Origin of the sequence: Streptomyces sp. NPDC004542 (assembly GCF_040610035.1) — a bacterium.
Taxonomy (GTDB): domain Bacteria; phylum Actinomycetota; class Actinomycetes; order Streptomycetales; family Streptomycetaceae; genus Streptomyces.
On sequence record NZ_JBEXLP010000032.1, the window covers coordinates 34,188 to 47,663 of the forward strand.

The 13,476-nt window shown below is 68.9% G+C and carries 16 protein-coding genes and 2 pseudogenes; 8 read left to right on the plus strand and 10 right to left on the minus strand.

Features of this window, described 5'->3' with window-relative positions:
* Nucleotides 1-47: 47 nt before the first annotated feature.
* The 4 genes and pseudogenes from ABZX30_RS19285 to ABZX30_RS19300 all read left to right on the plus strand — a co-directional run bounded on the left by ABZX30_RS19285 (nt 48) and on the right by ABZX30_RS19300 (nt 2,759).
* Nucleotides 48-530, plus strand: a complete 483-nt coding sequence (locus tag ABZX30_RS19285; protein WP_355934914.1) for a hypothetical protein — start codon at nt 48-50, stop codon at nt 528-530.
* Between the two features lie 409 nt (nt 531-939).
* Complete coding sequence (locus tag ABZX30_RS19290; RefSeq protein WP_355934916.1) at nt 940-1,407, plus strand: nuclear transport factor 2 family protein; 468 nt, start codon at nt 940-942, stop codon at nt 1,405-1,407.
* Nucleotides 1,408-1,696: 289 nt separating this feature from the next.
* Nucleotides 1,697-2,359: pseudogene (locus ABZX30_RS19295) on the plus strand (hypothetical protein); the annotation flags it as partial.
* A 265-nt stretch (nt 2,360-2,624) separates the two neighbouring features.
* Nucleotides 2,625-2,759 carry a hypothetical protein gene (locus ABZX30_RS19300; RefSeq protein ID WP_355934984.1) on the plus strand — a complete coding sequence of 45 codons (135 nt, stop codon included), beginning with the start codon at nt 2,625-2,627 and terminating at the stop codon, nt 2,757-2,759.
* A 505-nt stretch (nt 2,760-3,264) separates the two neighbouring features.
* On the opposite strand, the gene ABZX30_RS19305 is transcribed toward ABZX30_RS19300, so the two are convergent.
* From ABZX30_RS19305 to ABZX30_RS19335, 7 genes are all read right to left on the minus strand, one after another.
* The gene (locus ABZX30_RS19305) at nt 3,265-3,456 is read right to left on the minus strand and encodes a hypothetical protein (protein WP_355934917.1); all 192 of its coding nucleotides are present in this window, start codon (nt 3,454-3,456) and stop codon (nt 3,265-3,267) included.
* Between the two features lie 853 nt (nt 3,457-4,309).
* The gene (locus ABZX30_RS19310; RefSeq protein ID WP_355934918.1) at nt 4,310-4,999 is read right to left on the minus strand and encodes a restriction endonuclease; all 690 of its coding nucleotides are present in this window, start codon (nt 4,997-4,999) and stop codon (nt 4,310-4,312) included.
* A gap of 76 nt (nt 5,000-5,075) precedes the next feature.
* The gene (locus tag ABZX30_RS19315; protein ID WP_355934919.1) at nt 5,076-5,285 is read right to left on the minus strand and encodes a hypothetical protein; all 210 of its coding nucleotides are present in this window, start codon (nt 5,283-5,285) and stop codon (nt 5,076-5,078) included.
* Nucleotides 5,286-5,510: 225 nt separating this feature from the next.
* Nucleotides 5,511-5,789, minus strand: a complete 279-nt coding sequence (locus tag ABZX30_RS19320) for a DnaJ C-terminal domain-containing protein (protein WP_355934921.1) — start codon at nt 5,787-5,789, stop codon at nt 5,511-5,513.
* Nucleotides 5,790-5,868: 79 nt separating this feature from the next.
* Nucleotides 5,869-6,051 (minus strand): hypothetical protein, encoded by a 183-nt coding sequence (locus ABZX30_RS19325; RefSeq protein WP_355934922.1) that lies wholly within the window; start codon nt 6,049-6,051, stop codon nt 5,869-5,871.
* 148 nt (nt 6,052-6,199) lie between these two features.
* Nucleotides 6,200-7,675 carry an MFS transporter gene (locus ABZX30_RS19330; RefSeq protein ID WP_355934924.1) on the minus strand — a complete coding sequence of 492 codons (1,476 nt, stop codon included), beginning with the start codon at nt 7,673-7,675 and terminating at the stop codon, nt 6,200-6,202.
* Complete coding sequence (locus ABZX30_RS19335; protein WP_355934926.1) at nt 7,672-8,328, minus strand: TetR/AcrR family transcriptional regulator; 657 nt, start codon at nt 8,326-8,328, stop codon at nt 7,672-7,674. Before ABZX30_RS19335 ends, ABZX30_RS19330 begins: the two co-directional genes overlap by 4 nt.
* A 131-nt stretch (nt 8,329-8,459) precedes the next feature.
* On the opposite strand from ABZX30_RS19335, the gene ABZX30_RS19340 reads away from it, so the two are divergent.
* Entirely contained in the window at nt 8,460-8,612 is a 153-nt protein-coding gene (locus tag ABZX30_RS19340) for a hypothetical protein (protein ID WP_355934927.1), read from the plus strand.
* 79 nt (nt 8,613-8,691) lie between these two features.
* Nucleotides 8,692-9,156 (plus strand): annotated as a pseudogene (locus tag ABZX30_RS19345) (phosphotransferase); the annotation flags it as partial.
* Here ABZX30_RS19345 and ABZX30_RS19350 read toward each other — a convergent pair.
* Nucleotides 9,153-9,953, minus strand: coding sequence for a hypothetical protein (locus ABZX30_RS19350; protein WP_355934985.1), 801 nt, complete (start codon nt 9,951-9,953; stop codon nt 9,153-9,155). The pseudogene ABZX30_RS19345 and the gene ABZX30_RS19350 overlap by 4 nt on opposite strands.
* Here ABZX30_RS19350 and ABZX30_RS19355 point away from each other — a divergent pair.
* A complete protein-coding gene (locus tag ABZX30_RS19355; protein WP_355934987.1) occupies nt 9,928-10,485 on the plus strand; it encodes a hypothetical protein in 558 nt (185 codons plus the stop codon). The two genes, ABZX30_RS19350 and ABZX30_RS19355, sit on opposite strands and share 26 nt — an antisense overlap.
* 778 nt (nt 10,486-11,263) lie before the next feature.
* The gene (locus tag ABZX30_RS19360) at nt 11,264-11,917 is read left to right on the plus strand and encodes an LmbU family transcriptional regulator (RefSeq protein WP_355934929.1); all 654 of its coding nucleotides are present in this window, start codon (nt 11,264-11,266) and stop codon (nt 11,915-11,917) included.
* Nucleotides 11,918-12,042: 125 nt separating this feature from the next.
* Here the strand turns inward: ABZX30_RS19360 and ABZX30_RS19365 are convergent, their stop codons facing one another.
* Both ABZX30_RS19365 and ABZX30_RS19370 read right to left on the minus strand, forming a co-directional pair.
* The gene (locus tag ABZX30_RS19365) at nt 12,043-12,696 is read right to left on the minus strand and encodes a hypothetical protein (RefSeq protein WP_355934931.1); all 654 of its coding nucleotides are present in this window, start codon (nt 12,694-12,696) and stop codon (nt 12,043-12,045) included.
* A complete protein-coding gene (locus ABZX30_RS19370) occupies nt 12,677-13,270 on the minus strand; it encodes a hypothetical protein (protein ID WP_355934932.1) in 594 nt (197 codons plus the stop codon). The genes ABZX30_RS19365 and ABZX30_RS19370 overlap by 20 nt, the downstream gene beginning before the upstream one ends.
* Nucleotides 13,271-13,476: the final 206 nt, after the last annotated feature.

The window sequence follows — 13,476 nt, forward strand, 5'->3', positions numbered from 1 at the left end:
GCGTCCGCGCTCTGCATAATAAACGCATCCACTCTAAGGAATCTCTTATGTCGCGTGCGCGCTTTGCGGCTTGTGCAGTTATTTCCACTATCGCCCTTCTGGCTCTGAGTGCCTGTGGAGCTGCAGACGGTGGCGGCAGTGCCAAGCAGTCCAGTGAGGGCGGTGGTGTCAAGCAGGTCGACAAGGGGAAGATCGTAACCCGCGACGGTTCGGGAGCGGAGACAGTATTGGTCTGCACTGATGCCGATGTGAAGGGTCTGTGCTCGAATATACCGTCTCCAACCGACAGCCTCGTGAATAATCTTTTCGCGGCCAATGACATCAGTAGTGGGGTGTCGACTTCCTCTACTTTCAATGACAACATCTCCTATATTAAGAATACTACCAATCACAGGATCTGCTTCTATCGGGATACGGGTTTCTCTGGACATAAGCTGGTGGTTGTTCCTGGTGAGATCATAAATGACTTGAATCCCGCAGGGAAGGGAGACGGGCTCAATGATAGGATTTCTTCTTTCCAGTCGTGCTAGATCCTGGCCTCATCTCCGATCCGCCGGGTTGATTTCGAAGTGGTCGTTCAGCCTCGTGCTTGCGTGAGGGTGCGCCGAAGGAGTCGGCGGACCCTCACGCGTCCTGTGATCTACTGCTGTCCGCAAGCTTCGCGGCACGCCTTCATCGGACAAGGCCCGGCCGTCGCCTGGCCTCGACCAGTCCGGGGCCCCCGGACATCCACGCAGAAGCCGACAGGTCGACCGGGGACCACCAGGTGGAGACCATGGCCGTCCGACGCGACGTCCCTGCCGGTACAGCGTCAGTGCGTGGAGGCGCGCCGGCCGAGACGCTCCTCCACGAAACGGGGACCGGCAGGCAGCCGCGCTGCTCGCCGCTTCCGAACGGCCTTGGGCGCGCGGTTCATCCCTCAATTCTTTGGAGCCCGGTATGCCGAGCAGGCCCCCCGTACCCCCTTTCACGCATGAGTCCGCCGTAGAGAAGGTGCTTCGGGCGGAGAACGGATGGAATTCCCGGGACCCGGAGAAGGTCGCTCTGGCCTACTCCCCGGACAGCGAATGGAGAAACCGTGCGGAATTTCTTCACGGCCGCGAACGGATCGTCGAGTTTCTGACCCGCAAGTGGAATCAGGAAAAGGACTACCGGCTGATCAAGGAATTGTGGGCGTTCGGCGGCAACCGCATCGCCGTCCGATTCGCCTATGAGTTCCATGACAACTCAGGTAACTGGTACCGCTCCTACGGAAACGAAAACTGGGAGTTCGACGAGGACGGGCTGATGCGAAGGCGTATTGCCAGCATCAACGACCTGGGAATCAGTGAGTCGGAACGCAAGTTCTTCTGGCCCCTGGGCCCCCGCCCTGCGGATCACCCTGGACTGTCCGAACTCGGCCTGTAGAGGAACTCGCCTCGGTTTGGCCGGGCGCGAGGTGTGGAAACTAGGTGTCTTCTGTGAAGGCCGATTGGCAGCGGCAGGACACCGCCCACAAGTGGGCGACGCGCGTCTCCGCGACCATGACGCGATCGCCGGTCGAGGAATTCCGGCCGAAGTGCGCAGCCAAGAGCACCATGGCCCGCAAGGTAGCGGATTCCTCGATCGGCGCCGCCAAGACGGCCGATCGAGGTGGGCCGCCAGTACGGGCGGGACGTCCGCCTCGTGCAGCCCGCGGGCCCTTGTGAAGCCGGGGATGGGGTTCGGCTGGGATGAGACCGTGTACGTCAGCCAGGTCAGCTCCCACGCCCCACCGGCATTCTTCAGCGCACCGCGCGCCCGCGGGATCTCCCTCCTTGTCGTGCCCATCACCTTGTGGTCATCGTCCACCCCGGTGTTGCGTGTCTACCTGGCGGTTCTGTCGGGACTCGGCCTTTTCATGGCGTTCCGTGCCTGGCGGAACGTGTTCCCGATGCGGGTGCTGGCTCTGGGTGCGGCACTCTTCAGTACGCTCTGGGTGACCTTGTTCTATGGCCCCCAAGCGATGCCCAACTACTGGGTATCGATCGGCGCCCTGGCCGGGGCGGGCTACTTCGCGCGTACACGATCGGCCGTCATCGACCGGACCGCGCTGTGGGGTGTGGCGGCGAGCGCTGCGCTGATGGCGTGGATGCGGCCGACCGACGCGGTGTGGTGCAGCCTTCCGCTGTTCGCGCTGATGGTGACCGTGCGAAGGTGGCGAAGGCCGTGGCTGTTTGCCGCGCTCGCGGGAGGTCTGCTGTCCGGTGCCGCCGAATGGGTGGTGGAGGCATACCTCGACTACGGCGGCTTGGGGAACCGCCTGTCCGAGGCAGCCCGGATCCAGGGCGGCCTGGGATGGAACATCGCCGTGGGTGACCAACTGCGCAGCCTGGGTGGGGACCGGGCCGCCGGAGCCGGAGGACGGCCACGTCCAGGAGCCCGGCAAGATTCGCGGCCTGCTCCGTCGGCGGACCTGACGGGGCGCGGGGCGGCGCCAGGATCTCAGCCCCTGCCCGGGTGCGCATCCGCACGGGGCAGACCTCACCCGATCGGCCTAGTCGGGGCCTGCTCCGATGTGCGGCGTACCCCGATCGGCCGCACGGTGAGCGTGACCAGGTTGCCGACAGGCAACAGCTGTGATCGCTGATGTGCGGGGAGGCGTCGTGATCGTGATGGCTCTGCTCGTCCCGGTGATGCTGATCTTCATGCTGTTCGGGCTGCCCGCCCTGGAAGACCGCTTGTTCCCGCCACCGCCCCCACCGGAACAGACAGCCCCGCATCTGCCCGCATCGGACTGACCCCGGAAGAGGCACGAGTCCGGCCCGGCTCGGGCAGCGAGGGATGTCGCGTAGTTCCCGTATAGCACGCTCGGTACTGGGTAGGGGACCGCCTTGTACAGGTCCTGGGTACGTCGGCGGGCATGGTCGGTGCGGTAGCCGTCCGGCAGCGCGGTCAGGACGGCGATCGTGCGGCGGCAGGCCTGCTCGCTGTCGCCTTCGGCACGGGCGCAGGCCGCGTGGCGTCGGTGTGCGGCAGGGGGCGTGTTCCAGGCCGGTCGGCGCGGACAGCTCCAGCGCCCTCTCGTTCGCGCGGCGGATGCCCCCGGGCGTGGCGTACGCGTGGCGGAGGGGGACGTGATGCGGCTCCGCAGTGTGTGCAGCGCGGACTCCACTTCACCGGCTGTGTAGCGCGGAGGTATGCGCTGAGGGCAGTTCCAGTCGAAGACTTTGACCTCGACGCGCACCTCGCGTTCGCCGTCCCGGCCGGCGATGAAGTCTCGCTCAGCGGGACCCAGGGGGTCCTTCAACTGATCGAGTCCACCGGTCCCGTCAGCCTCGGTGTCCGGGGCCGAGCCCCGCCCGCCGCCCCGGCGACCGGATGCCCCGGGCCGGAGAGATGCCGGTCCGCGCGGTCGACAGCGGCCCTGCTGCCGTACTGTGCCTGCGCGTTGCGGACCGGCTCGGTGAAGGCGATCGAATAGTAGCTGCGGCTCATCCTCACTCTTTCGTCGGACGGAGCGAGCCTCGTGCTCGCCGTCTGCTTGGTCCTTCGCCGTGCGGCAGGTCCACGGCGGGCGGCCCCCGGTGGACTCACCCGGCCGTCACCTCCGCCGGACACGAACCCGCTGCGGGTACGGCTTCGGCGCCCTCGTTCGGCTCGGCGGCGTTCGTGATGACGGCACCTGGGCCCCACCCCGGGCGGTCCGCCCGCACCCCGTCCCCACGGTGAGCCACCCGGTGCCGGAGGGGTGCGCCGACCGCGGGTCCGCCAAGCCTGGGTGTCTGGCAGGGGTGCCTGTTGAGTCGGCACGGAGCGCGGTGCCGGTGTTGCCTGCGGCTGCGTGGGGCGGAGGCGCCAGAGCAGTTCGCGGGTGGCCTCCCGGTCCTGCATGTCGGCGGGTGTCACCATGATCATCACGGGGAAGCCCTTCGTGTCCACCGCAAGGTGTCTCACCCGTCCACAACCTCCCGGGACAGAACACCTAGCCATCCCGAACGCCTCCCTGGGGGCGAGCGGTCCTCCGGCACCCCACCGCCCGTCTCATGCTCGGAGGCGATGACCGGCAGCTCCAGCACTTCGGCCGCCTGAGCGCGCTCGGCGCGGGCGCGGCGAGGCGCGGGCGCGTGGGTAGCGGCGACTTCGCGGCGGCGCTGGACGCGGCCGACCTCGATCGGGGCTGGTGCGTCGTCCGGGCTGGCGTCCGGCTCGGGAACGTGCGCCAGGCCGTGACCAGCCGACGATGCGCAGCGTGCCGGGCGCCGACGGTCGAGAAAGATTTCCTTCGGGGACCACCTCGGCTTCCTGGACGGCGCGCCCGCCCAAGCGCAGGCATCCTGACCCGGGGCGGTCAGGCAGTGGGACGTCGTCTGGTGCCGCCGCCGCTTCCGTTCAGCGGGATCAAGGTTTCCAAATGAGCGCCTTTGACCCAGGAGCCCAGCAAGTCGCGGTGCAGGGCCACGATGTCCTGGCGCAGCGCCAGGCCCAGCGCGGCCTTCGTGAACGTGCGGCAGGTGGTGACGAACAAGGCGATGTCGGCGCCATGTTCGAGACGGGCGGTGCCGACGAACTTCTGCATGTCCTGCGAGGACACGCTCCGGTGAGGCGCATACTTTTTGCACTGGACCACCAGTTTGCGGCCGTCGGCCAGGTAGCCGACGACGTCTGCTCCCAGGTCGCCGCTCTTGCCGCTGACGACGACCTTCGTGCAGCCGTCCCGCCGACACAGATCGGCGATGTACGTCTCGAACTCTTGCCACGACAACGCGTCGACCTCGGCCATCGACAACTCCCGCGCCCTGGCCTCCTCCTGAGCTCGCCACGCGCGGTCTTGGCCGACCGTGAGACGGTGCGATCGCAGCAGCGCCCATCCGGCCCCGCCCACCACAGCCGCGGCGAGCACGGCTACCAGGACGGGCCACACCACCGACCAGTGCCGGCCCGCCCACATCGCGGCGGCCACCGCTGCTACCGCACCCCAGCCCTGCAGCTGCCTGCGCGTCCGCTTCTTCAAGCGCCAGCGCCGTCGACGTACCGTCATCACTCTCCCGCCCCCCAGCCCCGTGCCCCGCAGTGCGCACCCGCGGGCACCGTCCGGCCCGTACGTGTGCGGGGGCTCATCGGCTGGCCTGGGTGACGCCGCTCGCAAGCTGTCCCAAGATGTTCAAAATCCCCTGGCCCGCCGGGGTCGGGGCGATCAGGACCCCCAGCGCCAGGACGATGACGACGGTCAGCTTCTCGTCGAAGCGGCTACGGGCTTCCGTACGCCGCCGCAGCCGCCAGATGACGATGACTGCGAGCAGCACCGCCACGTTGATGGTCAGCAACCGTCCCGACCTCCCCCATACGACCGGCCATCACCACGCGGGGATGGCAGCACGCCACCCCAGCCTCCTTATGTAGTCGGGCCTCAGCGATGTTGGGACCGGGTTGCCGACGAATGGCACAAAGCCATTGGACCTGGCCGAATACCGCACGACGGGTCAGCCGTGGACGTGCACGGCGACGTACACGACCCCGCGGAGCGCCGCGAACTGGAGTCCGACAGCTGATCAGCCGAGGATGTGCACGGTGACGGACAAGTCCCCGGGCGCACCGCCGTGCTTGCCGGGGCCGCCGAGCTCGCGGATCCGGACCTCCTGGCCGCCCCTGACGCCCGCGGGGATGCGGACCTTGTAGGTGTGCTGCTCTCGGGTGAGCCGGTCCTCCCCCTTACAGGTCGTGCAGGCCCGTGCCGCCATCTCATGTCCTGGTGGCGCAGGCGGGACACGGTGGGCGGTGATCGGCAGGGGGGATGATCGCGCCGTCGGCGGCTTCCGCCGGGGTGACATCGGTGTCGTGGGCGAGGTCCTGGCCGCGGCTGGGCGGGGTGGACCCGAAGTACCGGTCGTTGATCTCTTTGAGAGCAGCTCACACGTCCGCGCTGGCCGGCCGCTGGGCAGGGTCCTTGGCCATGAGCCGGGTGACGAGCCGCTCCAGCTCCGCAGGGGCGTCCGGGCGCAGGGTGCGCAGCGGTGCCGGCTGCTCGTTGAGGTGCTGGTTGACCAGGCGCCAGGATGTGCCATCAGCGTCCTGGATGCGGCACCTGCGCACTCGACGCAGCGGACAACGGCACGTTCTTCGACCAGCCGCAGCGCTCCGACACGGTCCGCAACGCGATCGTGCTGCACATAGTGCGGAGCATCCCCGCGCTGATCGTGTCCGACGAGACGTGGCGTGAGCGCCGCACTGCGCACACCGCTCACTGAAGGTCGGTCTGGTGCATGACCGGATGAGCCTGGGCGGTTGCTCGGCTGTTTGGGTGTCGAGCGGGTGCTGCTTGTGGTGCGGGTGCTTGCGCCGGGCGTGAGGTGGTCGTGTGGTCTCCTTTCTGGTGGGCCGGGCGGCGGGGCAGCCGCGATGCGGGAAGCAGGCCGAGAGCGGGGAGTGCGGCGAGGGTCAGCAGAGTGGAGTTCATGGTTGGAGCAGCGGTGCTGGTTGCGCTGGCCGCGACGGCGATGCCGAGGGTCGGTCCGATGTTCATGGCGGTCTGTTTGAGTCCGCTGACGACCCCGGCGTACCCGGGTGGCGCGTCACCGACGACGGTTCCGGTGGCGGTGACCATCACGGTGGCGAACCCGGCACCGATGGCGGCAAAGGCGGCAGCCATGGTCATCCATGTGCTGGCGGGACCGAGCCGGGACAGCCCCGCGATGCCGACCACGACGAGGACCGTACCGGCGATCGCGGTGCGGCGCGCACCGTACCGGCGCAGTGCGGCGACCGCGGCGGGTGAGCCGAGGACCATGAGCACGGTCAGCGGGAGTACGCGCAGACCGCTGGCGAGTGGGTCGAGTCGAAGTACGTCCTGGAGGTAGAACGTGGCCCTGAAGAGCGCGCCGAACAGGCCGGCGGTGGTGACCAGCAGGATCGTCATCGACGCCGTCACCGGTACGGACCGCGCTACGGCTGGTGGAACGATCGGATGCGTGGTGCGGCGTTCGTGCCAGACGAGCACCGTTGCGACGCCGATGACGGCGAGGAATCCGAGCAGCGTCGGCGCGGCGGTCCACCCCCGTGCGGTTACGTCGGCCAAGGCGTGGACCAGGATGGCGAGCGCGACCGCCAGCAGGCCCGCGCTGGTGAGGTTGAGCCGTGGAGCGTTGCCAGGTTGAGGTGCCGGCGTCCGCACGGCGAGGGCGAGGACGGCGATGACGAACGCGAGGGGCACGTTGACCCAGAAGACGGCGCGCCATCCCAGATGAGCCACGAGAACACCGCCCAGGAGCGGACCGGACCCTGCCGCCACCGCGATCGCACTGGTGCGAATGGCGATCGGCTTGCTGAGCCGGTCCGCGGAATACGCCAGCCGCAGCAGCGCAAGCGTCGCAGGCTGGAGGAACGCGGCGAAACCGCCCTGCACGGCGCGCAGGACGATCACCCAGCCGACGGTCGGCGCGAGCGCGATCCCGGCCGAGGCAGCCCCGAAACCGAGGACGCCGGCGAACAGCAGGCGTGGGTGCCCGTACCGGTCCCCGAGGCGCCCGGCGATCACGAGTAACGCGGCCACGGCGACCAGATAGCCGGTGCTCGTCCACTGGATCTGCGCCACGCTCGCGCCGAGATCACGCTGCATGCCGGGCTGCGCCATGAGCAGGATGGTTCCGTCCAGTGCGACGATCACCGCGCCGGCCACGCTGACCAGAAGTGCAATCTGCCGCTGTGCGGGTGCGGTCATGAGGTCACCGGGCCGAGGTGGGCGTCCAGAACCGCCGCGATGAGCCGGTCGCGTTGGCTGTCGTCGGGGGCGTCGCCCACCGGTGAGGCGCCGAGGGCGAGTTGCAGGCTTCCCCAGGCCCACAGCTGGGCCATGCCGTGCAGGTTCGACCACAGGGCGGCGGCAGTCACCGCAGGCGGAGGTCCGGCCTCGTCCGGCCCGTCGGCGCGTCGCGCGGCATCCCGCTCCGATCGGCATCGGGCGACAAGCCCGGTGAAGTGCCCGAACAGCGGGAGGGTCGACTCGCGCAGCCTCGGTTGGTCCGATGCCTGCGCCGCGCCGTCGAGCAGGTCGTGCCGCCACATGAGCTCGAACATGCCGCGGCGTTCCAGCGCGTACCCGACGTACGCCCGAGCGAGGGCCTCCAGCTGGCCGCGCGGTGTGGTCGTACCGGTGACCGCGACCTCGAACATGGCTGCGAGGTCCTCGAAGCCGCGACGGCCGATAGCCGAGAGCAGCGCGTGGTGCGTGGGGAAGTACCGACGTGGCGCCCCGTGCGACACCCCCGCTCGACGGGCGATTTCCCGCAGGCCCACGGACGCGGAGCCCTCGGTCAGCACAAGGTCGACCCCGACATCGATCAACCGCTCCCGAAGGGAGCTCTCATCAGTCATAGACAGTGTCTACCGCACATTTGTAGACAGTGTCTACTGATTGGGTGAGTGATCCTTTGCGCAGCGGCTGCACCCGGCCGGCCCCGATCACCCCTGGCACGGGCTCCGCTTCAGTGCCGGCTGGGGCACCGGTGGCGGGCTGGAGTACCACTCTGTGCGTCCCGGTCTGGTGGCGGAGTTCCCCCGACACCGCCACCGACGAGGGCGTCTACCGACACCCCGTGCGCTTCCTGCGGCTGCGCGACGATCTCACCGTGCAGCAGGTCCCGTCGTTCGGCACCTGATCGAGCCCCGGACGGTGGCCAGACGGAGGCCGGGACGTTCATCGCCGAGCAGCTGCGCGGCGATGACGGGGCAACGGTGTCGTGTGAGGAGGCAGCGCTTGAGTTCGCGCTGCGCTGCCTCGCCGAGGCGGCGTCCCGTGACCGGAGGATCGCGGACGCTCGCGGCAGGCTGGAGGAGCGGCTGCGCGAATTCGCCGCGGCGGTACGGCCTCGTGCCGAGTACTCGGTCGTCCACGGTGAGTTGGGGCTGGATCACGTGCTGGTGGACCGGGACGGTAACCCAGTCGTGATCGACTTCGAGGAGCTGCTGTACTTCGACGTCGAGTGGGAGCACGTGTTCCTGCGGCTCCGCCACTCCGAGGACCAATACCGGCGGTTGGCGGTGGAGGACCTCGACGAGGACCGGCTGGCTCTCTACAAGCTCACCCAGCACTTGTCCCTGACGGCGAGGCCGCTCCGGCTGCTCGACGGAGACTTCCCCGACCGGGCGTTCATGCAGGGAATTGCCGAGCACCACTTGAACCAGGCGCTGGCGCTGATCTAGCTTACAGTCCCATTGCTGACGAGTCCCTGACCCAGATCACCGGGAGTTCTCGGTGAACGAAGAGCGGGGACCCCGGTACCGCCGCGCTGACCGATCCGGGTGAGGAACCGGCCGGCGCGTTGCGCGAAGAGATGTGCCTCTTGCCGATGTGCCACGGTGCGGGCCCGGCCGGCCAGGCGTACGGCGCCACGGTTGTTGCCGGTGACGTGTTTCAGTTGTACGCGGACGAGGATGATCAGCGCCTCCGCGGAGCGTTGGCCGTAGCGTTCGAGGTACTCCTCGGCGCTGTCGAGTGCTGCTGCGGCCTGGCCCGGCGAGCCTGCGGCGATGCGCATCTCGCCCAGGAACGCGTACCAGGTGGAAACGCAGGTGCGGGCTGGGCTGGCTAGGTGGGTGCGCATGAGGCGTTCGGCTTCGTCCGCGGCGGCGGTGGGGTTCTGCCCGGTGGCCGCCAGTGCCCAGCACCCGGCCAGGCGCAGGTAGGTGCCGAGGGAGGCGAAGGAGAAGTGCGGGTCGGCGGCGATGCCACGCTCGGCCGCGCGCAGGGCCCACGCGGGGTCGCCGACCACCGCGGCGGTCCGGGCCTCGAAGGAGGTCGCGGTGGTGACGGAGTACGGGGCGTCACCCGCCGCCTTCGCCAGGGTGCCGAGCACCGCACGCGCTTGGGCTGTCTGCCCGCGGTAGCCCGCGATCTCCGCGAACATCCCGGCCGTCATCAGCTGCACGCCGTTGCGCACGGGATCGTATTGCTCGTCGTCGTGGCCGAAGAAGGTGTCGCTGGAACGTCGGCCGGGCACCTTGCACCTGCTGCTGCTCTCCCCGACCGACCCTCTCGTGGTTCTCGTCTCGCGCGGCCTGTACTGGCTGTTCGACGGTCTGCTCACCTCCCTGGTCACGCTCGGGCTGGTCTCGGTGATCCTCGACCTCGACGCCCAGCAAGGCACCCTTCCCCTCATCGTGCTGGCTCAACTGGTGCTGGGAAGCTCCACCTACGCGATGGCCGTCGCACTGAGTGGACTGAGCATCCGCTGGCCGGAGGCCCGGACCTTCGTCACCAGCACGGTGACGATCGCCCTGCTCTCCGGCGCCGGGGTCAATGGCGCCGTGCCGGGCGGAGCCCTCGGCTCGGTACTGCACGTCCTCCCGGTGACCAACGGCCTGCCGGCCGCGCGCGCCGCCGTGGCCGGCGCCCCGGTGACCCCGTCCGTCCTCCTCCACCTCGGCGCGGAGTGCGTTGTCGGCCTCGGCTGGCTCGTCGTCGCCCACATCACGGTCGTCGGCTCCGTCCGCCGCCAGGTTCGCTCCGGTCATCTCACGGCCATGAGCTGAGAGCCCGTGCCTGCGCGGTCTCGCCGTCGCGCGCCTCGGTATCGCCCGCGCCCTGGACTGCCGTACTGGCAGCTCGCCGTCGTAGTGAATCCGACCGCCATCGAAGCGGTCTCCGCCGGGCCGCTCGACCTGTGGTGGTCCTCGCGCTGGGGCACCGTCATGGTCCTGACCGTCGTCGTCCTCGCCCTTCCGGCCATCCTCAGTCGCCGGTGGCCGGTCCGGTTCCGCTACGGACGGCGCCGGGGCGGGCGCCGAGGGCAGGTCGTCCCGCAGGACCCCGATCGCCTTTCCGTGGACCAGGTTCAGGTGGTGCGCGGCGCGCGGGGTGGCCGCCGGGTCGATGCGCCCCGGGGCGTGCACGCCGTAGGGGGCGCCGTTTCCGAGGCCGTCGCGCATCAGGTGACGACCACCTCGGTGCGGACCGCGGCGGGTTCCGCGGCGATCCGGTCGCCGGCGACCTTGCGGTATCACCGCCGCCGCCACAGGCTCCCCGACAAGCAGACGGGCGCCGCAGGCGGGCCGGCGGGTGGGTGGCGCCGGCCTGGTGCCCGCGCCGAGCGCCGGCACGCCGCTGTCGTTCGTACTCGTGTTCCGGGAGGGACGCCGCGTACGCGGTGAGGTCTGCCGGTGGTCGAACTCGGCCCGACAGCAAGCTGGTGGGTTCCTCATGAACGATGGGGGTTAGTAATCTGACGGTCGGTCGGTCGCAGCAGCGTGTCTGAGATGGACCAAGGCTGCGCCGACTTGCTCGTCCTGACGGTGTTAAACGGGAGGCGTCGTGGTCGCGTTTGGTCAGACAGCTTCGAAGGCCGGGGGGTGCGGCGCCACTCCGGTGAAACCGACTGCAGGGGACGCGACCCCCGTCGACAGCAGGAAATCAGGCCACGGCTCGCATCTCGGCCTGGAGGTTTCGGCCCAGAGGACCAGACTTCAGATCCCACAAGATCTCTCCCTGGAGGCATGGTGCCGCCTCGGCGGAAGGATCCTCGCGGTGTGCGATTCGTCGGCCTGGTGGATCGGTGACTGGTTGGTGTTCGGGCAGAACCAGTACGGTGACCGATACCGCCGGGCGATGGAGGAGACCAAGCTCGACTACCAAACGCTGCGAAATTATGCCTGGGTGGCGAGAAAATTCGAGCCGTCCCGCCGGCGAGACAGTCTCACGTTCCAACATCACATGGAAGTGGCAGCTCTCTCGGAAGCCGAACAGGACCACTGGCTCGACTTCGCAGTCCGACTGAACTGGTCGAGGAACGAGCTGCGCAAACAGATCCGGGCCAGCATATCGGGCGAAGAAGATGATCTCCGCCGCCAAGTTCAGCTCAGCCTTCAATTGGACGAGTTACGTCTCGAACGGTGGAGGCAGGCGGCGCGGGGGAGCAACCTGACTCTGACGGACTGGATCTTATTCGTCGTCGACGAGGCCGTTTGACCGGATGCACTCATACGCCATCGGTGCCTCACGGCACCGCTGCGGAACCGCCGGAAGCGGTGGACCGGGCGGTGGTCGCCGTGCCGACGGCCCACGTCTCGGCACGCTCGTCCCCCAGGGCGTCCTCACTCTCGCCGCCGCTCGGGCCTGACGGAGGCGGCTCGCCCGCGGAGTCCGACGGTCATCTGCTCGAGTTCATCGAGCGTGGCATCGAATGGCCGCAACCCCCTCCCGGCAGGTACGGGAGGAGCGATCGTCAAGAGTTGTGGATCGGGTCGTCCGCGTCGGTGGCGCTGTCCTCGGGGTCGAGGAGGTAGCTGGTCGTGCAGCGATCGGATCGGTTCGGGGTCGGTCAGAGCGATGCCGGTGCGGCCGGTCGCCCGTTCTGGAGCGGTGAGCTGGTTCGGGCGAAGGACGACGTAGCCCAGCGGCACGGCCTGTTCCCTGGCCGCGGCGCGGAAGAGGTCGATGAACCAGGGGCCGACGACGCCGTGGCAAACCACGTGGTAGCCGCCGCCGGCGTGGCCGAACGCCGCCGAGACCAGTACGAGCAGGACTGCCTGGTTCTGCCGGTGGGCTTCGGGCAGGTATGGCGGGATCCGGCTTTGCTCGATGTAACGCCAGAAGTTGTCGGTGCAGGTGGACGCTTGGGGCCAGGCGATCGGCGAAGAGCGCCGCTGCTCTTGCCGGCTCCGGGCGGTCTCGTCACGACGATCACCCGACCGCGGATGGGAGCGGCCTGCTCGAAAGTCGGCGGGTTCATGACGCCACCGTGCCACGTTCGACCGGCACGCCGCTCTCGAACATGGCTCCCGCGCGGCCAAGGCGCACCAGGTGGGCGCCGGTGATCGCCCGCCAACGGGTCGGTGCGGACTCGACGAGCTTGAAGACCAGGGCGAGCACGGCGGCCGGGCTGCCCGCGCCGAGAGTGACCCAGTGCTCCGCCGGGAAGTCGTAGGACGCCGGCAGCACGTCCGCGGCGTCGGTGATCTTCGCGACGGCCTCGGTCCACTTGGCACCGCAGGTCTTCACGCACGCCTCGACCGCCTTCTCGGCGTGCGCGCGATCCTCCGCGTTGCAGGTCTCTTGCATGGCCTTCGTCGCGCCCGGCTGCGCGGACTTCGGCAGAGGGTTCGAGACATTACGGGATTTATGGTCCCAGCGGCGCTGATGCCGTGGTGCTCCGGCACGGCCACCCATGCGGCGACCCCTCTCGTCCGTCTCGGCCGGCAACTCGGCTCGGTACTGGTTGACTTCCGCTGCCGGCGCGGCGGCCAGCATCCGGCGGCCGCCCTCACGGACGGTCTCGTCGATCAGGGGGCCGGACTGCGGGGAGCCGGGGTGGTGGTGCACGGCATCACCATCTCGCAGCGGCCGGACAGCCTCGACCGCACGGTCACCATGTCGGTCACTGCGCGCAGCGCTCAGGACCTCCTATACGCACTACGTTGCATGAAGTGGTCGGCGGACGCCTGACATCGCCGAGGGCGGTCAATTCGACGAACTCCTCGACTCCAGCCTTCCGTTCACCACGCGGCACGCCCGTCTCGATGAGTACT